The organism is Kitasatospora sp. NPDC086791 (genome assembly GCF_040685975.1).
Taxonomy (GTDB): Bacteria; Actinomycetota; Actinomycetes; order Streptomycetales; family Streptomycetaceae; genus Kitasatospora.
In genome coordinates, this window is the sequence record NZ_JBFBOC010000002.1 from 69,002 (window position 1) to 90,797 (window position 21,796).

General features: G+C 72.5%; 21 protein-coding genes. 11 read left to right on the plus strand and 10 right to left on the minus strand.

The genetic code is table 11. The features are described 5' to 3' along the window. Positions 1-393: 393 nt before the first annotated feature. The 3 genes from AB0Q99_RS04330 to AB0Q99_RS04340 all read left to right on the plus strand — a co-directional run bounded on the left by AB0Q99_RS04330 (position 394) and on the right by AB0Q99_RS04340 (position 2,900). On the plus strand, positions 394-1,392 hold the full coding sequence (locus tag AB0Q99_RS04330; RefSeq protein ID WP_363568354.1) for a ParB/RepB/Spo0J family partition protein: 999 nt from the start codon (positions 394-396) through the stop codon (positions 1,390-1,392). A gap of 150 nt (positions 1,393-1,542) precedes the next feature. Further along, on the plus strand, positions 1,543-1,728 hold the full coding sequence (locus tag AB0Q99_RS04335) for a tautomerase family protein (protein WP_360502064.1): 186 nt from the start codon (positions 1,543-1,545) through the stop codon (positions 1,726-1,728). Between the two features lie 314 nt (positions 1,729-2,042). Next, positions 2,043-2,900: a class I SAM-dependent methyltransferase gene (locus tag AB0Q99_RS04340; protein WP_363568356.1), complete on the plus strand. Its 858-nt coding sequence runs from the start codon at positions 2,043-2,045 to the stop codon at positions 2,898-2,900. A gap of 33 nt (positions 2,901-2,933) precedes the next feature. Here AB0Q99_RS04340 and AB0Q99_RS04345 read toward each other — a convergent pair whose 3' ends face one another. After that, a complete protein-coding gene (locus AB0Q99_RS04345; RefSeq protein WP_363568358.1) occupies positions 2,934-3,791 on the minus strand; it encodes a class I SAM-dependent methyltransferase in 858 nt (285 codons plus the stop codon). A gap of 344 nt (positions 3,792-4,135) precedes the next feature. Between AB0Q99_RS04345 and AB0Q99_RS04350 the strand changes: the two genes are divergently transcribed. Beyond that, positions 4,136-5,332 carry a cytochrome P450 gene (locus tag AB0Q99_RS04350; RefSeq protein ID WP_363568359.1) on the plus strand — a complete coding sequence of 399 codons (1,197 nt, stop codon included), beginning with the start codon at positions 4,136-4,138 and terminating at the stop codon, positions 5,330-5,332. 107 nt (positions 5,333-5,439) lie between these two features. On the opposite strand, the gene AB0Q99_RS04355 is transcribed toward AB0Q99_RS04350, so the two are convergent. After that, positions 5,440-6,471 carry a class I SAM-dependent methyltransferase gene (locus tag AB0Q99_RS04355; RefSeq protein WP_363568361.1) on the minus strand — a complete coding sequence of 344 codons (1,032 nt, stop codon included), beginning with the start codon at positions 6,469-6,471 and terminating at the stop codon, positions 5,440-5,442. 318 nt (positions 6,472-6,789) lie between these two features. Between AB0Q99_RS04355 and AB0Q99_RS04360 the strand changes: the two genes are divergently transcribed. The 7 genes from AB0Q99_RS04360 to AB0Q99_RS04390 all read left to right on the plus strand — a co-directional run bounded on the left by AB0Q99_RS04360 (position 6,790) and on the right by AB0Q99_RS04390 (position 12,541). Then, positions 6,790-6,960 (plus strand): CopG family transcriptional regulator, encoded by a 171-nt coding sequence (locus AB0Q99_RS04360; RefSeq protein ID WP_363568362.1) that lies wholly within the window; start codon positions 6,790-6,792, stop codon positions 6,958-6,960. A gap of 13 nt (positions 6,961-6,973) precedes the next feature. Continuing rightward, positions 6,974-7,318, plus strand: a complete 345-nt coding sequence (locus AB0Q99_RS04365) for a VOC family protein (protein ID WP_363568364.1) — start codon at positions 6,974-6,976, stop codon at positions 7,316-7,318. A gap of 373 nt (positions 7,319-7,691) precedes the next feature. Then, on the plus strand, positions 7,692-9,080 hold the full coding sequence (locus AB0Q99_RS04370; RefSeq protein ID WP_363568366.1) for an MFS transporter: 1,389 nt from the start codon (positions 7,692-7,694) through the stop codon (positions 9,078-9,080). A gap of 112 nt (positions 9,081-9,192) precedes the next feature. Beyond that, the gene (locus AB0Q99_RS04375; RefSeq protein WP_363568367.1) at positions 9,193-9,810 is read left to right on the plus strand and encodes a response regulator transcription factor; all 618 of its coding nucleotides are present in this window, start codon (positions 9,193-9,195) and stop codon (positions 9,808-9,810) included. A gap of 145 nt (positions 9,811-9,955) precedes the next feature. Beyond that, positions 9,956-10,756 carry an FAD-binding oxidoreductase gene (locus AB0Q99_RS04380; RefSeq protein ID WP_363568369.1) on the plus strand — a complete coding sequence of 267 codons (801 nt, stop codon included), beginning with the start codon at positions 9,956-9,958 and terminating at the stop codon, positions 10,754-10,756. 92 nt (positions 10,757-10,848) lie between these two features. Then, entirely contained in the window at positions 10,849-11,619 is a 771-nt protein-coding gene (locus tag AB0Q99_RS04385; RefSeq protein ID WP_363568371.1) for a class I SAM-dependent methyltransferase, read from the plus strand. Positions 11,620-11,695: 76 nt separating this feature from the next. Further along, a complete protein-coding gene (locus tag AB0Q99_RS04390) occupies positions 11,696-12,541 on the plus strand; it encodes a class I SAM-dependent methyltransferase (protein ID WP_363568373.1) in 846 nt (281 codons plus the stop codon). Between the two features lie 170 nt (positions 12,542-12,711). Here AB0Q99_RS04390 and AB0Q99_RS04395 read toward each other — a convergent pair whose 3' ends face one another. The 8 genes from AB0Q99_RS04395 to AB0Q99_RS04430 form a co-directional block, all read right to left on the minus strand. Beyond that, positions 12,712-13,176 carry a VOC family protein gene (locus AB0Q99_RS04395; RefSeq protein ID WP_363568375.1) on the minus strand — a complete coding sequence of 155 codons (465 nt, stop codon included), beginning with the start codon at positions 13,174-13,176 and terminating at the stop codon, positions 12,712-12,714. Between the two features lie 41 nt (positions 13,177-13,217). Next, a complete protein-coding gene (locus AB0Q99_RS04400; RefSeq protein ID WP_363568377.1) occupies positions 13,218-14,258 on the minus strand; it encodes a histidinol-phosphate transaminase in 1,041 nt (346 codons plus the stop codon). Then, a complete protein-coding gene (locus AB0Q99_RS04405) occupies positions 14,255-14,650 on the minus strand; it encodes a cupin domain-containing protein (protein WP_363568379.1) in 396 nt (131 codons plus the stop codon). Before AB0Q99_RS04405 ends, AB0Q99_RS04400 begins: the two co-directional genes overlap by 4 nt. Further along, positions 14,647-15,666 carry a class I SAM-dependent methyltransferase gene (locus tag AB0Q99_RS04410; RefSeq protein ID WP_363568380.1) on the minus strand — a complete coding sequence of 340 codons (1,020 nt, stop codon included), beginning with the start codon at positions 15,664-15,666 and terminating at the stop codon, positions 14,647-14,649. Before AB0Q99_RS04410 ends, AB0Q99_RS04405 begins: the two co-directional genes overlap by 4 nt. A gap of 155 nt (positions 15,667-15,821) precedes the next feature. Beyond that, a complete protein-coding gene (locus tag AB0Q99_RS04415) occupies positions 15,822-16,940 on the minus strand; it encodes an FAD-binding oxidoreductase (protein WP_363568382.1) in 1,119 nt (372 codons plus the stop codon). Then, positions 16,933-17,895: a hypothetical protein gene (locus AB0Q99_RS04420; RefSeq protein WP_363568384.1), complete on the minus strand. Its 963-nt coding sequence runs from the start codon at positions 17,893-17,895 to the stop codon at positions 16,933-16,935. Before AB0Q99_RS04420 ends, AB0Q99_RS04415 begins: the two co-directional genes overlap by 8 nt. 331 nt (positions 17,896-18,226) lie before the next feature. Further along, the gene (locus tag AB0Q99_RS04425) at positions 18,227-19,321 is read right to left on the minus strand and encodes an FAD-binding oxidoreductase (protein ID WP_363568386.1); all 1,095 of its coding nucleotides are present in this window, start codon (positions 19,319-19,321) and stop codon (positions 18,227-18,229) included. Between the two features lie 218 nt (positions 19,322-19,539). Beyond that, positions 19,540-21,516, minus strand: a complete 1,977-nt coding sequence (locus AB0Q99_RS04430; RefSeq protein ID WP_363568387.1) for a transposase — start codon at positions 21,514-21,516, stop codon at positions 19,540-19,542. Positions 21,517-21,796: the final 280 nt, after the last annotated feature.

Genomic DNA, 21,796 nt, shown 5'->3' on the forward strand with positions numbered 1-21,796 from the left:
GTGGGCACAGCGGTCATCGAACCCGGCGCGGTGCCGCGGTGTCGTGAGTCATCTGGCCCGGACGGCATGGGAACTCCGGGCCCGGCACGATTCCCACCCCGGACGGGACGGGTCGGGATATCTGACTCATGGCGGTAGGACGGCTCACCTGGAAGCGTGCGGGAAGGTCGGCGGCGAACGAGCAGCTCGTCGTACCACCGCAGCACGGTCCGTCGGTGTTACCCGCTTTCCCCCGGGGCGGGTGCACCGAGCGATTCCGAACGGAGAGGCAGGGCGATCCATCAGGCGCAGCACCGCTCATCGAGACAGGAAGTCCGCAGGACGAGCTGCATCAGCAGCGACGGTCGCTTCGAGCAGGAAGGTCGCAGAGTGAACCCTCAGCCCGTTGTTGGCGTGATCGAGAGGACCGACGGTGGAGGGTCCGCGGGTCCGGCGGCCCTGACCCGGCTGCCGCTCACCGACATCGTGCAGCCCGACTCCCCCCGCCTGGCCGGACCCGACCACGAGCACGCCCGGCTGCTCGCGAACTCCGACGCGGCGCTGCCGCCCATCCTCGTCAACCGCCGCACGATGCGGGTGGTCGACGGCGCCCACCGCCTCCTGGCGGCGAGGCTGCGCGGCCAGGAGGCCATCGACGTCGACTTCTGCGACTGCGACGACGACGAGGCGTTCGTGCTCGCGGTCGAGAAGAACGTCATGCACGGGCTGCCGCTGTCGCGGTCCGAACGGACGGCCGCCACCGAGCGGATCCTCGGCGCCTACCCGGAGTGGTCCGACCGGGCGATCGCCGCGGTCGTGGGGCTCTCGCACAAGACGGTGGGGTCGATCCGCCGCCGGGCCACCAAGGACGCCGATCCGGTGACCCACCGCCGCGGCCGGGACGGTCGGATGCGCCCGGTCAACGGTGCCGCGGCCCGGGCCCGGGTGAGCAGCCTGCTCGCGGACCGGCAGGACGCCTCGCTGCGCGAGATCGCCCGGCAGGCCGGGGTCAGCCCGGACACCGTGCGCAACGTGCGGGACGACTCGCGCCGTGCCGAGGCCCTGACGGCGCCCGAACCCCGGGGCGTGCCGGAGCAGGACCCCGAGCGGCGCGAGCCGCCCCGGCGGGCGAGCGCCTGCGTCCGGATCCAGCCGCCCGGTCCGGCCGGCCGCACCGCGTTGATGCGCAGCCTGCGCAGCGATCCCTCGCTGCGGTTCTCCGAATCGGGGCGTCTTCTGCTGCGCTTGCTTGACATGTATGCGCTGAATCCGGACGACTGGGCCCGGGTCAGCGGGGACGTACCCGCCCACCGGGCGTCCGACATCGTGCGGTTGGCCCGGGAGTGCGGCCGGATCTGGCAGAACTTCGCCGCCGCCGTGGAGCAGCGGCAGCGCGACGCCGGGGAGGAGTAGGGAGCCACGCCGTATGTGCATCTTGGCGGTGCGGACCGCCCGCGGTCCACCGTCGCGACGAAGGTCTTTTCGAGGTCTTTCGCACGGGCGACGGCCGCCGTGGTGCGGACCGCCGCGAGAACAGCCGAACCGGACAGAGAGGAACCGGCAATGCCCCTGGTACAGGTGAACTGGTGGAAGGGCGTGGGAGTGGCCGAGCGCCGTCAGCTCGTCGAGGAGGTGACGGCGACGGTGGCACGGATCGTGAAGTGCCCCGAGGCCGCCGTCACCGTGATCATCAACGATGTCGAGACCGACCACTGGGGCCGCGGCGGGACGCTGGCCTCCGAGCTCTGAGCGAACGGCCGGGCCGCCCCGCGGCCCGGCCGTTCCACCGCCCGATCGCCTGGCGTCCGGCACCACCGGCGCGCTACCTTCGCGTCACCGGACGGCGAGGCCGTCAGCAGCCTGACGTGCCCGGTGCCGCGCGTCGATCCACCCGCGGGAACCAGCGCGGGGAGAACGCTGTCCGCACGCCCGGGACCGCGCCGCGCAGCCCCCCACGCCGATCCGCATCCAGCAGGTTGCGATCGGGAGGACACCCGACATGACCATCGAGGACACCCGGACCCAGGGAACCCCGTACGGCCGCGCCGCCGAAGGGGGCCACCGTGCCTGAGCAGACCAGCGCCGAGCCCAGCAGCCTCGCCGTGCGCGCCGCCCTGTGGCGCGCCCTCCACGTCCAGCACGACGACCCGCCCGCGGTGTTCGACGACGAGGTCGGTCTCCGCCTCGCCGATCCGGGCGACGACTGGCGGCAGCGCCCGGACATGGACCCGGACGACAACCCCTTCGCCCGCGCCGCCGTCATCACCCGCGCCCGCTTCGGCGAGGACCTGGTCCTCGAACAACTCGGCCGCGGCGTGGGCCAGTACGTCATCCTCGGCGCCGGCCTGGACACCTTCGCCCAGCGCCGCGCCGAGCTCCTCCCGTCCTTGCGGATCTTCGAACTCGACCTGCCGGGACCGCAGTCGTGGAAGCGGCGGCGGCTGGCGGAACTCGGGCTCGGCACCCCCGCCGGGCTGCACTTCGTACCGTACGACTTCGAGTCCGGCGGGTCCTGGTGGGAGACCCTGGCGGCGGCGGGCTTCGACACCGGGCGGCCCGCCGTGGTCGTCTCGCTCGGCGTCAGCGCCTTCCTCCAGCGGGAGGCCACCGTGGCCATGCTGCGCCAGGGCACCGCGCTGGCCCCCGGCTCCACGCTGGCGACCACCTTCCAACTCCCGCTCGCCATGGTCGAACCGGGGCCCCGGGAGATCCGCGCCCGGATCGAGGAGGCCGCGCGCGCCTACGGCACCCCGTTCACCAGCTTCTTCACCCCCGAGGAGATCCTGGCGCTGGCCCGGGACGCGGGCTTCCGCACGGCCGACCACGTCCCCGCCCCCGTCCTGGCCGCCCGCTACTTCGCCGACCGCGCCGACGGGCTGCGGCCCTCCAACGCGGAGGAGCTCCTGGTCGTCACCACCTGACGACCGGCCCGCGCGCCCGCCGGCGGCCGGCCGTCAGGTGTGCGCCAGCATGAAGGGTTCGCCCGCCGCGGGCCGGAAGCCGTCGGTCCGCCCGGCGAAGTAACGCGCGGTGATCTCCTCGGTGGAGACGTACTGGGCCTCACGGAAACCGGCCTTCAGCGCGAGGCCCAGTATCGCGTCGGGCGTGAAGTAGCTGCGGAAGTGCACCCGGGGGCCGGGCTCCGGCCTTCCCGCGGCCGCGTGCGCGGCGGGATCCTCCGGCTCGTCGAAGGCGGTGGGCAGGATGAAGGTCATCGCCAGCGTCGAGCCGGCGGCGGCCCGCGCGGCCTGGGCCAGGGTGTCCCGCACCGCTTCCTCGCTGAGGTACATGGTGACGCCCGCGCAGGACAGCACCGCGGGCCGGTCCGGGTCGAACCCGTTCTCGACCAGCCGCTCCCACCACACCTCGCCGGTCTCGAAGTCCACCGGCACCCAGTGCTGCCACGACGCCGGGCCGTGGCCGAGCTCGGCCAGCCGCCGCCGCTTCCACTCCTGCGTCGCGGGCTGGTCGATCTCGAACACCCGCAGCCGCCCGGCGAATTCCGGCCGTCGTTGGACGAAGGAGTCGAGCCCCGCACCGAGGATCACGTACTGGGCCACGCCGGCCGCGCACCGCTGCGCGACCAGGTCCTCGACGAACCGGGCCCGGGCCACCACACCGGCCCGGAACCCGCGCATCCCCTCCCCGGCCATGTCCGGGCGCAGCTGCCAGTCCTCGCCGGGGGCGACCAGGTCGAGCCCGACCTCGTCCTCGACCACGTGCGGAGGCGCGTCGCTGCGCACGTGCAGGGCCCGCCACAGGGCCACCCGCACGGCCGTCTCGTCCGGCACCTTCGTTTTCTCGGTAGTCACGGTTATCCTCTCGGGTCAGCGGAGAAGAGTGCGTGCACGCGGGAACGGCGCGTTCCCGCTATCGAGTCTCGAGACCCCGGAATTACCCGTCAAGCGGCACCGGAACAGCGCGATCGGACGCCGGAAGCGACCGTCCCCGGCGGTCGACTGGGGAGATTCCCCACTCGGACGTCCCGGCACCGCGCCGGTTCGCTCCGTCCCGCCTTGCCAGCCGTCAACCGCCCTGCCTATAAACGGAACCGGCCGAATGCGGCCGTCCGACGACGGCATTCGAACTGCCGCCTTCCGAGAGGACGGGATGGATTCCGATGGTCGACCGGGAAATACCACCGACGACGACGAGCGTGGCCCCGAACGGACAGCCGTACGCTTTCGACCCCTTCGCCCCGGGCGTCTCCGACGACCCCTATCCGCACTTCGCGAAACTGCGCGCGACCAATCCGGCCTACCGGCACCCGGCGGGCTTCTGGATCGTCACCAAACACGCGGACGTGGTCAACCTGCTGCGGGGTGACCACTCGGTGGAGGACGACAACGTCACCAAGAGCCGGATCCACGCCCTGTCCATGATGGACCAGGACCCGCCGGACCACACCCGGCTCCGCAAGCTGCTCACCAAGGTGTTCACCGAGCGCGCCGTCAACGGCCAGGCCCCGCTGATCACCCGGCTCGTGGACGAGGCGCTGGACCGCGTCGAGGACCGGGCGGCCGAGCACGGCCAGGCCGACCTGCTCTCCGAACTGGCCTACCCGCTCCCGCTGCTGGTGATCTGCGACATGCTGGGCATGGAGGCCGACTACCACTGGCTGCGGGAGCGGGCCGAGGTCCTGGCGCACGCGCTGGAGCCGGTCTCCGAGCCGACCCCGGAGCTGATCAAGGCGATCGTGACGGCCGAGACCGAACTCGTCGACCGCATCGCCGCCGTGATCGAGGCCAAGCGCCACCACCTCGTCGAGGAGAATCCGGACCTGCTGACCCAGCTGATCCGGGCCGAGGACGGCGGCGACGTGCTCAGCGACGAGGAACTGATCGCCCAGGTCGTGCTGCTGTACCTGGCCGGGTACGCGACCACCATGAACCTGCTGGCCAACGGCATGGTGGCACTGCTGCGCAACCCCGAGCAGCTCCGCCTGCTGCGCGAGCGTCCGGACCTGGACGCGAACGCGGCCGACGAACTGCTGCGGTACGACACCTCCGTGCAGTACTCGCGCCGGATCACCCTCTCGCCCTTCGAGGCGGGCGGCACGGTGATCCCGGCGGGGGCGACGGTGCTGGCCGGCCTGGCCTCGGCCAACCGCGACGAGGAGGTCTTCGGCCCGGACGCGGCCGAGCTGCGGCTGGACCGGCCGAACGCCCGCAAGCACGTCGCCTTCGGCGGTGGGCCGCACCACTGCCTGGGCGCCGCGCTGGCGCGGCTGGAGATCCGGATCGCCATCGGCCGGCTGGTGCGCCGGTTCGACCGGCTGGCGCTGGCCGAGGAGATCGTCTGGCAGCGGCTGATGATCACGCGCGGCCCGGTCTCCGTGCCGGTCACCGTGTGAGGCGGCGCCTGCCCGCGTCCTGACGCCCGCGACACGCCCCTGGCCCGGCCTCCCTTCGCGTGGAGGCCGGGCCAGGGGCGTTGCGGGGCGGGGCGGGGCGTTGCGGCTCAGCGGGGCTTGTGGCCCGACTGGAGGTTGAGGCCGCCGCTGGCCGGCAGCCGCACCGGCTTGGCGGGCCGGAGGCCGGCGGCGCGCTGCCAGGAGGCCATCTGCGCGGGCGACCAGGTGCCGGACTCGCTGGCCAGTGCGAAGTAGAAGTCCCGCAGCGCGGCCAGCTGCTGCGTCCTGCCCTCGCCGCTCGCGGCGGGGAACTCGGCGATGGTGTACGTCCCGCCGGGGCGCAGCGCGCGGGCGACCTTGGCGGTGAGCTCGCGGTTCTGCTCGTCGCTGAAGTGGTGCGCGACGCCGATGATCACGACCGCGTCGTAGCACTGCTCGCCGAAGTCGTCGGTCAGCGCGTTGCCGGGCTGGTGGCGCACCCGGTCGCCCATCCTCTCCTCGGCCAGCAGCGGCGCGGCGTGCCGCACGGCGTCGGGCAGGTCGAAGACGACGGCGCGCAGCGAGGGGTGCCGGCGGCACAGCGCGACCGAGTAGGCCCCGTGCGAGCCGCCGATGTCGAGCAGGTCGGTCGCCCCTTCGGGCACCGGGACGGCCTTGGCGACCATGCTGGTCTGACCGGTGGTCAGGCACTTCATGCCGCGCTGGTAGGAGTCCCACACGTCGTCGCTCATGCCGGTGTGGAAGTCCAGCGGCTTCCCGCTGCGCAGGTACTCGTCGGCCCGCGCCATCAGCCCCAGTTCGTAGAACTGCAGCATCAGTTTGTCGTTCACCGCGTGCTTGCTCGTGGTGACCAGCCATTTGCGGGACAGCGGGCTGAGCTCGTACTGATCGCCCTTGGCGCGGAGATATCCCGACGCCGCCAGCGCGGGCAGGAGTTTCGCGGTGCTCTCGGGGTGGATACCGCAGCTGGCCGCGATCTTTTCGGCGGTGGCGGGGCCGTGGGCCATCGCGTCGAACAGGCCGACCTTGACGGCGGCCATGATGACGTGGACGTACGTGCCCGCTACCTGGGTGTCGAGGACGGGCCGCGCGATCAAATTGAACTTGACCAGCAGCCATTCAAGTGGATTGCTTGCCATTAAGCCGAATCGCATGGGCCGAGCATAACGCCGGGTGTCCGGTCGGGGAACTCGTCGGGCTCGGCGAACTTCTCTTCCGCGGCGGGGGGTTCACGCCGGCGGGGATTGCGCCGCCCTTTCATTTCCGCCGGCGGCCCGAGTAATCCGCCGCTATTCGGGTACCGGCGGACGGTGCCCGTCGGCGGGGCGGGAGCCGCGGTGGCCGGTGCCGGCGGCGCTCGATGCCCGCGGTGGCCGGTGGCCGCGGCCGTCCGGGCCCTGGCGGCCTTGCCCTGCAGGGCAGTTGGCAACGCTTGCGGATGTTGCTAGCATGCTAGCATGACTGCTGAAGAGGTGAGGCAGTTCAACGTCTACCTGCCGGTCGAACTGATACGGCAGGTGAAGCATTACGCCATCGACCGCGAACTGTCATTGTCGGCGCTTGTTGCCGAGGCGCTGCGTAGTCATCTCGCAGAACGCCAGAAGCACAATCAAGACGGAACCGCGTGAGAGGAACCAACACATGACGACCCAGGGTGTCGAGGGCGTTTACGTCGAGACTCACAACTGGGGCAAGACGGCCAAGTTCCTGGAGTCGTTGGGCTTCAAGATCGAGTTCGCCACCGAGCACGGTTCCGGGATGCTCAAGCACGACGACGGCCCGTACTTCGTCGTCGGGGAGATCCCCGAGGAGCGCGCACCGCAGGTCCAGCTCGTCCTCCGCGTCGAGGACGCGGAGACCTTCAAGCCCGACCCGATCGTCGAGGTGGTCTCCCCGTTCGAGGAGACCCACTACGGCACCCAGCGGATGGTGGTGCGCGACCCGGACGGCCGGGAGTGGAGCATCGAGGCGCCGCTCAAGGGCTGAGCGCCTCCCGTGGGTCGGGAGCACGTCGTCAGCCGCCGGAACCCGGCGGTGAACCCTCGGGTCCGGCGTGCTCCCGCCCCGCCCAACGCCCCCGATTCCGTCCGGCGTCGGGGGTGTTTCCCGTGTGCGGCGCGCGGCGCCGGCCGAGGCGGTGGCCTCGGCGGGCGTGCTGTGAATCCGGTCCACCGGCGTGGTGCCCCCTCGTTCCGAGGCGGAGTGCCCCGTCCATGGTGACCCTTTTCGCGCCGGCATGCTAGCAATCTAGGACAGTAGCCATGAAGAGGGGCGGGGTTGGTTAGCGATGGTCAGTGAAAGCATCTCGGCCAGGGCGGAGGAGGCCCCACCGTCGGCACCACCGCGACGGGGCATCGGCATGCTCGTCGTGATGATCGGCGTGCTCATCTCCGCGGTCGACGGCACGATCGTGGTGCTCGCGCTCCCGGCGATCGAGGAGGACCTGAAGATCACCCTGTCGTCCGTGACGTGGGTGGTCGTCGGCTACCTCCTCGTGGTCACCGTGCTCTCCACCCAACTGGGCCGGTTCGGCGACATGTTCGGCCGGGTCCGGATGTACAAGGCCGGCTTCCTGGTGTTCACCGTCGGCTCGGTGCTCTGCGCGGTCGCCTGGAACGCGCCGAGCATCATCGGCGCCCGGGTCGTCCAGGGCGTCGGCGCCGCACTGATCGCCGCCAACAGCGGGGCGATCATCTCGGAGCTCTACCCGCCGCAGGAACGCGGCCGGGCCTACGGCTACAACGCCTTCGGCTTCTCGTTCGGCTCGGTCCTCGGCGTCCTGGCCGGCGGCGTCATGGTGACCTACGTGTCCTGGCAGTGGATCTTCTGGGTCAACGTGCCGATCGGCATCGTCGCGCTGGTGCTGGCGCACCGGGTGCTGCGCGACACCGCCGAGCGGCAGAGCCGGAAGTTCGACTTCGCCGGCATGATCACGCTGGGCCTGGGCCTCTTCGGGGTGCTCTGGGCGATGACCGGACTGGCCTCCGGCCCGCTCGACGGGACCCTGATCGGGTACCTGGTCGGCGGCATCGTGCTGCTGGTGGCGTTCGTCGTGGTCGAGCTGAAGCAGCAGGAGCCGACCCTCGACCTGTCCCTGTTCCGCATCCCGACGATGACGCCCTCGCTCCTGGCCTCGCTGCTCCAGGGCGTCGGCAGCTTCGCGGTGCTGTTCCTGGTGATCATGTACCTCCAGGGCACCCGCGGGATGGACCCGATCGACGCCTCGCTGCTGCTGCTGCCGGGCTACGTGATCGGCGCGGTGGTGGGCCCCTACGCCGGGAAGCTCACCGACAAGCTCGGCTCGGTCGTCCCCGCGACCATGGGGCTCGGCATCTCGGTCGTCGCGATGGCGATCTTCGCCCAGCAGACCGCGACGAGCAGCCTGTGGCTGACCGCCATCGGCAACCTGGTGATGATGATCGGGGGCAGTTTCTTCTTCCCGGCCAACAGCACCGCGGTGATGAAGGCGGCCCCGCCCGAACGGCTGGGAATCGCCTCCGGCGTACTGCGCACCTTCTCCAGCATCGGTATGGTCTTCTCCTTCACCACGGCCATGCTGGTGGCCTCGCACTCGATCCCGCGCAACCTGGCGTTCGCCATCTTCGTGGGAACCAACAAGCTGGACGGTGATCTCGCGAGCGCTTTCGCCCACGGCCTGAAGGCGGCCTTCTACACCATGATGGGGATCATGATCCTCGCGGCGATCCTCTCCGCCCTGCGCGGCACCGGCCGCAAGGCCCGCGCGTAGCGGACCCCGTCGCGCTGCGGGGGGCCGGCTCCGGCCCCGAGTCCGGGGCCCCGGGCCCCCGCGGCGGCGGGCAGCAAAGGCAACTGTCGGTCGACCAGTCGGCGGGAGAAGCGTGATCAGGACAGCGACGTCGAAGGCACCCAGCGGCTCGCGCACCACGGTGCTGATCGCAGGTGACCACCCGATCTACCGATCCGGACTGCACATCCTGCTGGACGAGGTGGAGTCGTTCCACGTCGTCGGTGAGTCCGGGACGGGTTCGGACGCGGTCGCCATGGCGCACACCCTGCGCCCCCAGGTCGTGGTGATGGACATCGTCCAGCCGGGCCAGAGCGTCGCCGACGTGATCACCCCGATCACCGGCTGCTGCCCGGACACGGCCGTGCTCATCATCAGTCCGCTGGACGACCGGGAGGCGCTGCTCTCCGCGATGCGCGCCGGGGCCCGCGGCTACCTGCTCAACGGCGCCCGCTGGCAGGACCTGGTGCTCGGGGTGCAGATGGTGCGCGCGGGCGGGCTGGTCTTCGACTCCTGCGCCTCCGAGTGGGTGCTGGAGCACCTCAGCCGGCCGCTGTCGCCCGGGGCGCGCTACCCGGAACCGGAGGGCGGCCGGTGCGACATGCTCCAACTGGTCCGCAACGCCGGTCCGGGCGGGTCCGGCGGCGCCCGGCTCTCCGGTGCGCGCCGCACGTCCGTACGGACCGGCGTGCAGCCCGTCACCCGGCACTGACCGACCGGCCGGAAGGAATGCGCCGGCCGGGAATTCGGCTGTCCGACTGGGGGAACTCCCCAGTCGGGCACCCGTTCGTGACCGGACACCCGCACGGTAGCGTTGCAAGCACTTTCTCGTCGCATTTCACGGAGCGGGGACGGCGATGGACCAGCGTTTCCACGCGTTACGGGTGGCCGATGTGATCGTCGAGACGGAGGACGCCCGGTCGTTGGTGTTCGACGTGCCCGACGACCTCGCCGAGGAATTCCGGTACCGACCGGGCCAGTTCCTCACCGTTCACATTCCCGATGCCGAGCACGGATCCGTCACCCGCTGCTATTCGCTGTCGAGTTCACCGCACACCGCGGACCCCTTGATGGTGACGGTGAAGCGGACGCCGACCGGCCGGGCCTCCGACTGGCTGCTGGGCAGCGTCCGGGTCGGCAGCGTGGTGCACGTCCAGCCGCCGGCGGGCCGGTTCACCCCCGCCTCGCTGGACGGCGACTTCCTCTTCCTGGCCGCCGGGAGCGGCATCACCCCGGTGATGTCGATGATCAAGTCGGTGCTGGCCGCCGCCGCGGGCCGGCTCGCCCTGATCTACGCCAACCGCGACGAGCGTTCGGTGATCTTCGGGGAGCAACTGGCCGAGCTGGCCGCCGTCCACCCGGACCGGTTCACCGTCCGGCACTGGCTGGAGTCCCGGCAGGGGCTGCCGGACGCGGCCGGGCTGCGGGCGCTGGCCGCGCCGTTCCGCGACCGCGAGGCGTACGTGTGCGGCCCCGGGCCGTTCGTGACCGGCGCGGTCGACGCCCTGGCCGCGCTGGGGGTTCCGCCCGAGCGGACGCACCTGGAACAGTACCGGCCGCCCGACCGCAGTGCCGTCCCGGAGCAGCGCCCGCCCGGCGCGGATCCGTCCACTCCGGCCTCACGGAGCGTCAAGAGCCTTCAGCTGATGCTGCCCTGACGTCCCGACAGGTTCGCCGCCCGGCGGCGACCGCCCGCACCGACACCGCACGGCACGTCCCCCTACGAGCGCACCCGGATCGGAGAACGGTGATGGCGAAACGGTTGAGCATGCTGATGCGGATGGGCCACCTGACCCGGACGGGCCAGGTCGGTGACGGCCGGGAGGAGGCGCTCGCCGAGCACGTGCTCGCGCACGCCGCCCCCGGGGACGTGGACGACGCGATCCGGGTGATCGACGAGTACGCCTACCGGCGGGCCACGCTGATCAACATCGGGGACGAGAAGGGGCTGGTGCTGGACGCCGCGGTGCGGCGGGCCGAGCCCCGGCTGCTGCTGGAGCTCGGCACCTACTGCGGGTACAGCGCGCTGCGGATGTCCCGGGTGATGGCCCCGGAGGCCCGGCTGTGCTCGATCGAGTTCAGCGCCGCCAACGCCTCGGTGGCCCGGCGGATCTGGGACCACGCCGGGCTGGGGGACCGGGTCACCGTGCTGCACGGCACGCTCGGGGACGACGGCCGCACCATCGACCGCCTCACCACCGAGCACGGCTTCGGGCCCGGCCTGCTGGACTTCGTCTTCGTCGACCACATCGCCCGGGCCTACCTGCCGGACCTGCGGCGCATCCTCGACCAGGGCTGGCTGCGCCCGGGCTCGGTCGTGCTGGCCGACAACATGAAGGTGCCGGGCGCGCCGCACTACCGCACCTACCTGCGCGAACGCGAGGGCACGGAGTGGCGCACCCGTGAGCACCACGCCCACGTCGAGTACCAGTCGTGGGTCAAGGACCTGGTGCTGGAGTCGGTGTACCTGCCCGCAGGCCCGGCCGCCGGGTCCGCGGGCACCGGCCCCGCGCCCGCGTGACGACGGACCGCTCCCGGCCGGAACCGGGAGCCCACCACCACGAGGCCCACGAGGCCCCGACCGAGAGGAACCACCAGTGACCGCGACGGCGGACAAGACCGCGATCCGGACCGCGCTGTGGCGTGCCCTGCACGTCCGGGCCGATCCCGCGCCGCACGTGTTCGAGGACGAACTCGGCGCCCGGCTGGCGGCGCCGGACGACGACTGGCGGTCCCGGCCGGACATGGACCCGGTGCGCAGCGCCCGGGCGCGCGCGTCCATCGTGGCCCGGGCCCGGTTCACCGAGGACCTGGTGGTCGAGCACGCCGGCCGGGGCGTCGACCAGTACGTCATCCTCGGTGCCGGCCTCGACACCTTCGCGCAGCGGCGCCCGCGGGGCGCCGAGGGGGTGCGGGTCTTCGAGGTCGACCAGCCGGAGACGCAGGCGTGGAAGCGGGCCCGGCTGGCGGAGCTGGGCCTCGGCGTCCCCGAGCAACTGCGGCTGGTCCCGGTCGACTTCGAGGCGGACGACGACTGGTGGCGGCGCCTCACCGAGGAGGGCTTCGACCCCGCCCGGCCGGCGGTGCTGGCCTGCTCCGGCGTCACCATGTACCTCACCCGGGACGCGGTCGCCGACACGCTGCGCAAGGCGGCGGGCCTCGCCGAGGGCTCCGCCCTGGCCATCACCTTCATGCAGCCGGTCGACCTGGTCGACCCGGAGGAGCGGGGCGCCCGGGAAGGGGTGGAGCACGCCGCGCGCGCCGACGGGACGCCGTTCCGCAGCTTCTTCGGCCCGGACGACATCCTGGGGATGGCCAAGGAGGCCGGGTTCCGGCAGGTCGAGCACCTCTCCGCGGGCGACCTCGCCGAACGCTACTTCTCGGGCCGGGCCGACGGCCTGCGGCCGTCGACCATCGAGGAACTGCTGCTCGCCACCACCTGAGCCGCCCGCCCGTCGGGCGTCGGGCGTGTCCGGAGCCGGCCCACCGGAGGTGACCGACCGTCACCTCCGGTGGGCCGGCTCCGCGTTGGCGCCGGACGGACCGCGGGGCGCGCCAACGGCTCCGGGCCCGCCGCGGGGGTGCGGCGGGCCCGGAGCCGGTGCGCGCCGGGTCAGCTCCGGCCCTGGACGAACGCGTTCGCGCGGCGCTCGAACTCCTCCGGGCCGACGTCCTCGGTGCGGGTGGCCAGCGTCCAGCGGTGGCCGAACGGGTCGAGGACCTGCCCGGTCCGCTCGCCGAAGAACTGGTCCTGGACCGGGCGCTTCTGCTCCGCGCCGGCCCGCACGGCCCGGTCGAAGGCGGCGTCCACGTCCGTCACGAACAGGTACAGGGTGACCGGCGTGCCGCCGAGCGAGGCGGGGCCGAGCAGACCGGCCGCGGGGGACTCGTCGGACAGCATCACGATGGTGCCGCCGATCCGGATCTGCGCGTGCGGCACCGAGCCGTCGGGCGCGGTGTACCGCTGCAGCTCCTCCGCCCCGAAGGCCCGGGTGTAGAAGGCGATCGCGGCGTCCGCGTCGGCCACGGACAGGTAGGCCGTCAGTTCGGCGTAGCCGTCCGGAATCGGCTTGACCACGGGAGACCTCCAGAGATGCGTCGGATGCGGGGCGGGCGCGGCTACCGCGCGCCGGCGGTGATCTGGTCGAGCGCGTCGAGGAACGTCAGCAGCTCCGCCTCGGTGCCGAGGGAGACCCGCAGGTGACCGGGGAAGCCGAACATCCCGGTGTCGCGCACCAGGATGCCGTGGTCCCTGGCCAGGACGGACTGGGCCTTGCCGGAGTCGGGGACCGCGACGGCCACGAAGTTGGTGACCGAGGGCAGCCGGCGGTACCCGCGGCGGTCGAGCTCGGCGCAGAACCAGCGGCGCCGCTCCCCGGTCTCCCGCCGGACGCCGTCCAGGAAGTCCTGGTCCGCGAGGGCCGCCACCGCGGCGGCCTGTGCGGCGCGGTTCACGCTGAACGGCAGCACGGCCAGGGTCCGGCGCACCTCGGCGATCAGCTCGGCGGGGCCGAGCGCGTAGCCGATCCGCAGCGCCGCCAGGCCGTAGGCCTTGGAGAAGGTGCGCAGGGCGAGCACCGGGGTGTCGTCCCGGAGCACGTTCCTGGCCTGCGGCTGGTCCGTCGGGCCGAACTCGTGGTACGCCTCGTCGAAGACGAGCGGGGTTCCGCTGTCGCGCGCCGCGGTGACCAGGGTGTCGATCGCCCGTGCCGGCAGCGTGGTGCCGCACGGGTTGTGCGGGTTGCACAGGTAGCCGATGCCGCACTCGGGGAGCCGCGCGGCGAAGGCCGCGGCGTCGATCCGGGGGCCGTCGAGCGGCACCTGGACGGAGCCCCGGCCGATCCGCGCCAGCGCCGCCGGGTAGCCCGGGAAGGTGCCGGCGGTGACCAGGCCGGGCCGGTCGAGGTCGCCGAGGGCGAGCGCGGTGGCCAGCACCAGTTCGTCGCTGCCGTTGGCCACCGCGATCTGTTCCTCGGGCACCTCCCAGTGCCGGCCGAGGCGCCGGACCAACTCCTCGCGCTCCGGCGAGGGGTAGCGGTTGATGCGGTCCAGTTCCCCGGTCACCGCCGCGACCGCGGCGGGGCTGGCGCCGAACGGGCTCTCGCTGAGGTGCAGCCGCACCAGCGAATCCGCCGACGGGACACTGGTGTTGTAGGTCACAGCTGGTCTCCCAGCAGGATCCCGAAGCAGTAACTCCCCACCGCTGCTTCGAGGGTGAGGAAGCAGTGCTCGCTGCCGGCCGGGATCCGCATCACCGCCGGCGACACCAGCTCGTGGCGCACGCCGTCGAGGTGGACCTCGATCCGGGCCTGGCCGGGTTCGGGCGAGAACAGGAAGTAGAGCTCGTCCACGACATGGGTGTGCGGAGCGGCCACGGGCTTGCCCACGAGGGTGCTGAGCTCGCCGCCGGCGAGCTGCACGGGCAGCCCGCCGAACATCTCCGCGGTGAGGTAGAAGGGCGCGGGCCGGTGGTGCCCGGCGATCGCGCGCGGGATGGGCAGGGCGGTGATGATCTCCGCGTCCGCCCCGGTCGCCCGGTCCTGCACCGTCACGACGCCTCCAGGACGAACAGGTACGTGTGCGGGGCGCCGAACGGCACCGAGCGGCGCAGGTGCATCCCGCCGCGCTCGAAGAGCCGCTCGTACTCCTCGCGGGTGTAGACCGGCACGCCCATCAGCGCGTGGGCGAGTTCGAAACCGGTCGAGAAGACCGGCAGCCGGGCGTCCTCGCCCTCGCCGCGCGGCCGGATCGTGGTGTCGCCGAGCAGGAAGACCTGCGCCTTCGGGAAGGCCTTGCGCAGCCGGGGGATGACCTCCTCGCGGCGCTCCGGATCGGCCAGCAGGTCGTGCAGGAACATGAAGCTCATCACGACGTCGGCCTCCTCGCCGCCGTCGATCCCGTGGTCCCGGAAGAGGATGTCGAGCACGTCCGCGCAGACCGGCCGCACGGTGCCGCTCAGGCCGTACCGGGCGACCGTCTCGTGCGCCAGCACGGTGGCGGGGCGGCTGATGTCGATGCCGATCCCGCGGCTGCCGGGCCGGTCCTTGACCAGCCGGGAGACCCGCTCGCTGACGCCCGCGCCGAGGTCGACCAGGGTGCGGAAGTCGATGCCGGCGATCTCCTCGTCCAGGATGTGGCGCATCAGCGCGGTGTCCGCCTGGGCGGAGCCGAGCGCGACCATGGCCTCGTCGCGCTCCAGGTCGACGCGGAACCGGCGCTCGCCGCGGGCGACCGGCGCCGCGTTGGCGAAGATGTCGTGGTAACCGCCCACGCCCCAGGTGAAGAACCCCAGGGCCCGGGCGAGGTCCTCGCCGAGGGCGGTCGCCTGGACCCGGTCGCCGTGGACATCGAGGTAGCCGAAGGATCCCGCGGCCCGGACGAGCGCCCGGAAGACGGCGGCGTCCAGGGTGTTGGTCGCGCAGAACGAGGGGATGTCGAGCGTCCGCTCTGCTGCCAGGTGTCGGAAGGTGCCGAGCTGTGCCAGCGCGTGCACCACGTTCGCGCAGATGTAACCGTTGAACGCGGTGTCCGGGTTCAACGGGGTCAGCGCCTGGCCTTGCCATTCCACGGGGAGTGCGTGGGCCGACGACAATTCACACCTCTCAGGTCTCACCGCGGAATCCGGTGGGCCGGCGGGGCGGTGCCGAGGACCGCCCCGCCGACGCCGTCCCGCGGCTGGGGGAGGGGCGGGCGGCCGTGCCGCCGCCCGCCGCGGGATCGTGCTCAGGCCGACTTGTGCGCCAGGTTGGTGGCGAGCGAGAAGGGGGTGAGGTCGACCTCCGGCGTCACGCCGAGGTGCAGGTCGCGGATGATCCGGCCGGCGACCGGCGCGTGGGCCAGGCCGTGCCCGGTGAAGCCGGCCGCGAACAGGATCCGCTCGTGCTCGCCCTCGCCCCGGCCGATCAGCGCCGACTTGGTCGGGGTGACGTCCAGGGTCCCGGTCCAGGCGCTGTGCAGCTTGGCGCCCGCCACCGTCGGGTACCACTTCGGCAGCTCCTCGACGGCCGCGTCGTACCAGATGTCGCGCATGCCCTCCTGCTTGGAGATGCGCTCCAGGCCGACCAGGAAGCCCTTGCCCCGGCCCATCGTCTTCAGGCCGGAGACGGGGTGGAAGGTGAAGGGGGTGTCGACCTCGACGTCGGAGATCGGGTCGGTGTAGAGCAGTTCGGCGAACTGGCCCCACACCGGCAGCTCCATGCCGGCCAGCTTGGCGACGTCGCCGCCCCACGGGCCGGCCGCGATGACGATCGCGTCCGCGGTGAACTCGCCCGCGGTGGTCGCCACCTGGCCGGTGGCGGCGTCGATGCCGGTCACCTCGGTGCCGGTCAGCAGCCGGGCGCCGAGCTTCGTCGCCGCGTCCGCGTACCCCTGGACGATCGCCTCCGGCTTGACCCGGTAGCACTCCGGGGACCAGACCGCCGCCTCGAAGGTGCCGGCGTCCAGCCAGGGGTTGTACTCGACGGCCTGGGCGGGGGTGAGCAGCCGGACGTCGGCGCCGATCTCCCGGTGGGCCGGCAGCAGCGCCTCGATCTCGGCCGCCTGCTCGGGGCTGGTCAGCACCGTGAGCAGCCCGAGGTGCTTCAGCCCGAGGTCGGTGTCCAGCGTCTTCGCGAACGCGTTGAAGTCGGACAGGCTGCGGACCGCCAGCTCGCTGTCGTACGGCTTCTTCGGGAAGTAGGTGCGGAAGGCCCGGGCGGTCTGCGCGGTGGTGGCCGTGCCGAACCGGTCCTTCTCCAGCAGCAGCACGTCGATGCCGGCCTTGGCGCAGTGGTAGGCGATGGACACGCCGATCACACCGCCGCCGATGATCAGCAGTTCGGTGGAGTTCTTCGGGTCAGGCATGTGCACTCCTCGTCAGGGTCGGACGGAACGTCCAGGTGTCGCCCCCGAGATCCCACGGGAACAGCTGCAGGTTCCAGGCGCCGAGGGCGTTGGTGTAGGTGGCCAGGTGGGAGAGCAGCGCGATGAAGTCCTCCTTGGAGGTGGTCTTCTCCTCGATGACGGCGACCACCTCCTGGGTGAGGTCCCACAGGGTGTTCAGCCCGCAGTAGCCGAGGAACTCGGTGGGCTTGACGATCAGGATCCGGGCCATCTCGACCAGGGCGGAGAGCGGCACGTCGGTCAGCCGGGCGGCCCGCACCAGGCCGGTGTGGGACACGTAACCCAGCGGCCGGGTCTCGCCGTTGATGCAGACGAGTGTGGTCAGCACCGAGCCCCTGGTCCCGGCCCGGTTGGGCACGCGGCCCTCGTGCGGGGCGACCAGTTCCTCGGTCGGCTCGATCAGGAGCCGCTCGGTCTCGGCGGCGATCCGCTCGATCAGGTCGCGCGCCCGGGCGGACTCCGCGGGCATCCGGTGCACCCCGTGGCCGGCCTCGCCGTCCACCCGCCGGACGTGGGCGAGGATCGGGGCGCCGTTGCCGTACACCGAGTCCCAGACCAGCTGGCCGATCTTCGGCAGCGCGTCGACGTCCTCCGGGACGACGGAACCGATGGGCGCGGCGTGCATCGGCTCGGTCAGCTCGCCGTACTTGATGGTGAGGTGCTGCACCGCGGAGCAGAACACGGTGCCGTTGGGCTGGATCTGGCGGTCGACCTTGTGGTCCGGCACGGCGTGCAGGAGGTCGTGCGCCGGCGGCACGTGGTAGATGCAGTCGCCGGCCACGATCGCGTGCGCCTGCAGGGTCTGGTACGGCAGTGAGGCCCAGAGCGGCTCGACGAGCTGGGCATTGCGGCCCTCGTCGAGAGTGATGCGGACCTTGGCGTCGATCGACGGCCAGGCGATTTCAATCTGGCGCATTGTTCGTACTCCGTTCCCCTCGGTTCCGCCAATACCGGCGTTCGGCCAACCGGTTTGGAGTGACGTCGGATGGTGACGTTGGGAGGCTAGCAGCGGGCGGAATCGCCCGGTAGGGAAATCCGGCGCACCCCCCGGAAATATCTCGACTTTGTCACGTCGATATCGCGGCGGTAATCGCGGAGTTTGTCAGTCTGCCGGGTTCCGGGGCGCCTTTGTCGAAATTCCGGGGTCCGACCTGACACAGCCGGGACCGGATTCCTGCCGGACGGCGGCCGAGTCCCGACCGGGGCCGCGTTCCGTCCGGGGCCGAGCCCCGCGAGGGGGCCGGCGCTCAGCGGGTGAGCGCGAACGGGGTGAGGTCGACGCCGGGGGAGCGGCCGAGGTACAGGTCGCGGACGATCCGGCCGGTGGCGGGCGCCTGGCCGAGGTCCTGGCCGGTGTACCCGGCCGCGACGAGGATCCGCTCGTGGGCGCCGCCCGCCCGGCCGATGCACGCCGTCCTGGCCGGGGTGACGTCCACCGTCCCGGTCCACACGCTCCGCAGCCCGACGCCGCCGAGCCGCGGGTACCGCGCGGCCAGCTCCGCGGCGGCCTCCCGGGACCACACCTCCCGCATGCCCTCCTGCCGGGAGACGCGCTCCAGGCCGACCAGGAAGGACCGTCCGGCGCCCAGCGTCTTCAGCCCGGACGCCGGGTGGACGGTGAAGGGGACGTCGAGCTCGCCGTCGGCGCGGACCGGGTCGGTGCCGAACAGCTCTGCGGTCTGCGCCCACAGCGGGAGCTCCAGCCCGGCCGAGGCCGCGAGTTCGCCGCTGCCGGACTCGGCCGCGAGGACCACCGCCTGGGCGGTGAAGGCGCCGCGGTCGGTGGTGACCCGACCGCTCCCCGCGTCCAGCCCGGTCACGGTGTGGCCGGTCAGCAGCCGGGCGCCGTGCTCCCGCGCGCCGGCCGCGTAGCCCCGCAGCACCGTGTCCACGTCGAGGAGGTAGGACTGCGGGCACCAGAACGCGGACTCCGCGCCGGCCGGGTCCAGCCAGGGGTTGCGGGCGCGGGCCCCCTCCGGGGTCAGCGGTTCCAGCTCCACCCCGACGGCGCGCTGGGCCGCCGACTCGTGCTCCAGCTCGGCGGCCTCCTCCCGGTCGCTCGCCACCACCAGCCACCCGACGCCGGAGAGCACCAGGTCGGCGCCGCCGGCCGGGGCGAACGCGCGGTAGTCCGCGAGGCTGCGCACCGTCAGCTCGGAGTTGTGGACCTTCCCCGGCTGGTAGGTGCGCACCGGGCGGGCGGACGGCGCGCCGGCCCCGGCGTCGTCCGGGGCGAGCAGGACGACGTCGATGCCGGCCTTGGCGCAGTGGTAGGCGATCGACAGCGCCGTCACGCCGCCGCCGATGACGAGCAGGTCCGTGGAGTGGTGCCGGCTGGGCATGTGTTCCCCCGTCGATGAGGACTTCCCGGGTTGAAGGGTGTCGGAGTGCGAAGGCGTCGGGGCGCGAAGGTACCGAAGGGCGAGGGCGCCGGATTCGCGGGTGCCGAATTCAAGGGCGCCGGAGTTCGCGGTGCCGGAGTCAGTGCCGCGATCCGGGGTGCCGGAAATCCGGGCGGTGCCGGGAATCGGGCGGTGCCGGAATCGCGGCCCGGCGGTCGTCACCCGGGATCGGACTGGTAGTCGGTCCGGGCCAGCAGGCGCACCAGGTGGGCGATGGACGCGAGTGTGACGTGCCGGTGCCAGCCCGGAAAGGACCGGCCGCTGAAATCCCAGATTCCGGCGTTGTGGGACACCGATTCCAGGTCCCGGTCCACCCGGCGCACCAGCCGGGCCAATTTCAGCACGGTCGCGGCCGACACCGTCGTCAGCGTGGTCAGCCACAGCTCTTCGCACACGTTCTCGCCCACCGGGCTGACCGCGATCAGCCGCAGCGGCGCCTCCGCCGCCGGGTGCGGGTGCTCGGCGTCGGCGGGCCACCGGACGTCGACGGCGGTGATCAGGTGGCCGTTCTCGACCGCGGGATCGGGTCCGTCGACCGGCCGGCGGCGGAACCGGGCCGCCTCCACGATCCGGCGCGCGGTGAGCGGCCCGTGCCGGCGGAGCCCGGCCAGGGCCGGGTCCGTGATCTGCAGCGGCACGGTCGCCGAGATCCGGACGAACAGCGGCACCTCGGCGGCGTGCAGCGGCCGGAGCAGCTGGTCGCGGTCCATGTCGCGCCCGTCCAGCACCACCGGCCGGTCCGGCCCCCCGGTGCGGGCCAGGACCTGCAGCAGGGCGTGCGCGGTGCACTCGCCGAGCGACTCGGCGCCGATGTCCTCGGGCATCCCCGCCCGCCGCCGCCGGTGCGCGTCCTCGACCCAGTCCTTGGGCACCTGCAGGCGCCAGCTCACCGGCGTGCTGGCGGTCTCGGACACCGCGAGGACGCCGACCGCCCGCTGGCCGTTGACGGCCTTGCCCCGGGCCGGGTCGAACCGCCGGCTCACCGCCACCGCCTGCCGGCCCACCTTGGGGATCAGCACCGGGCGGATCACCCACGCCTCGGGCTCCATCGTCCGGGCCACGTAGCGGGTCAGCGCGGTGCGGACGGGCTCCCAGTCCCAGGTCGAATCGCTGATGAAGTGGTGCAGCCGCTGGTCGGTCCCGGGGCCGTCGACGAAGGCCGCGATGTTCCGGATGGTCTTGCGGCCGGGCGTGCCCAGCAGCCCGCACAGGTACTGACGGGCCCTCAGTCGCTGGTCGCGCCGGGTGAGCGTGGCGAACAGCTTGCCGCAGACCCGGTCCAGGACGAGCTCCGTCGCGTCGGCGGAGCCGGTGGGCCCCGGCAGCGGGGCCGCCCCGGCCGACGCGCGCGGCGCCGGGACCGGCGCGGCGGCCGGCACCCCGGCCGGGCTCTGCGCCGGGACGCCGTACGCGCCCTGCGGCCCGGCGCCGTACGGGACCTCGGACACCTCCCGCAGGCTCCGGCGCAGCCGGGTCAGCACGTCGGCCACGGCGCACGGTTCCAGCTCGAACTCCGCCGCCACCTGGTGGACCGGCGTGCTCAGCTGCGCGGCCGGCCCCGCCCCGGGGAACTCGGCGTACCGCGGCGCCGGCGCCGGGCGCTGGCGGTCCAGCCGGACCAGGTTGGTCGGCGGCGAGTCGGGGACGTCCGGGCGGCCGCGGAGCGCGCGCACGGTCCGCGGGTCGAGTCCGGTCACCGACGCGATCGCGCGGTCCGGCCAGTGCCGGCGCGAGTTGAGGATCCGGGTGGCCGCCGCGGTGCGGTCGTCGAAGGACAGCGGCATGCCGTGCCGGGCGTTGGACGACACCGCGGCGACGAACGCGTCCTCCTCGTCCCCGTCGAAGAAGACCACCTCGATCGACTGGTCACCGCGCAGTTCCGCGGCCTTCAACCGGTGCATTCCGTCCAGGATCCGCATCGTCCCGCGGTGCACGAAGATGGGCGGGAGTTTCACCGGCGACTGGGCGAGCGTGCTGACGTATTCCTGGTTCTCGCCGTGTGTTCTGAGATTTTCCCGGTGCCGCAGAATGCGAATGGGAATCGTGCAGGCCGGCAGCGCCGCCGGCGGCTCCGGCGGCGAAAGGACCTCGGCCGCGCTGTCGACGTGAGTGACCGCAGCTTGTTCCCAGCGCATCGGTGTCCCCTCATCCAGTTGAGTCCGTGGCGGTGTACCTGGAGAAAGCGAAATGGTGGGATGGCCGGCCGGCGCGCCGCGCACCCGTCGCGCGCGGGAAGTACACCAAGCGGTACTGGATTCGGGAGATTCCCCCGACGGATCCCCGGCTCATGCTGAATTAGCAGACCTGGCTCCAGGCTATACAAGCACTCGAAGGACAACAAGTGTGCGAGTCGAGCACCGCGGCACCCGCGCCGTCGATTTCCCGTCCCCAGTCGGACGGGTACCCGAATGACCC

Coding starts and splice junctions, on each gene's coding strand:
- AB0Q99_RS04335 (WP_360502064.1), top strand. CDS start 1,543: ATGCCCCTGGTACAGGTGAACTGGTGGAAGGGCGTGGGAGTGGCCGAG.
- AB0Q99_RS04355 (WP_363568361.1), bottom strand. CDS start 6,471: ATGGCAAGCAATCCACTTGAATGGCTGCTGGTCAAGTTCAATTTGATC.
- AB0Q99_RS04360 (WP_363568362.1), top strand. CDS start 6,790: ATGACTGCTGAAGAGGTGAGGCAGTTCAACGTCTACCTGCCGGTCGAA.
- AB0Q99_RS04365 (WP_363568364.1), top strand. CDS start 6,974: ATGACGACCCAGGGTGTCGAGGGCGTTTACGTCGAGACTCACAACTGG.
- AB0Q99_RS04370 (WP_363568366.1), top strand. CDS start 7,692: ATGCTCGTCGTGATGATCGGCGTGCTCATCTCCGCGGTCGACGGCACG.
- AB0Q99_RS04380 (WP_363568369.1), top strand. CDS start 9,956: ATGGACCAGCGTTTCCACGCGTTACGGGTGGCCGATGTGATCGTCGAG.
- AB0Q99_RS04385 (WP_363568371.1), top strand. CDS start 10,849: ATGGCGAAACGGTTGAGCATGCTGATGCGGATGGGCCACCTGACCCGG.
- AB0Q99_RS04415 (WP_363568382.1), bottom strand. CDS start 16,940: ATGCCTGACCCGAAGAACTCCACCGAACTGCTGATCATCGGCGGCGGT.
- AB0Q99_RS04420 (WP_363568384.1), bottom strand. CDS start 17,895: ATGCGCCAGATTGAAATCGCCTGGCCGTCGATCGACGCCAAGGTCCGC.
- AB0Q99_RS04425 (WP_363568386.1), bottom strand. CDS start 19,321: ATGCCCAGCCGGCACCACTCCACGGACCTGCTCGTCATCGGCGGCGGC.
- AB0Q99_RS04430 (WP_363568387.1), bottom strand. CDS start 21,516: ATGCGCTGGGAACAAGCTGCGGTCACTCACGTCGACAGCGCGGCCGAG.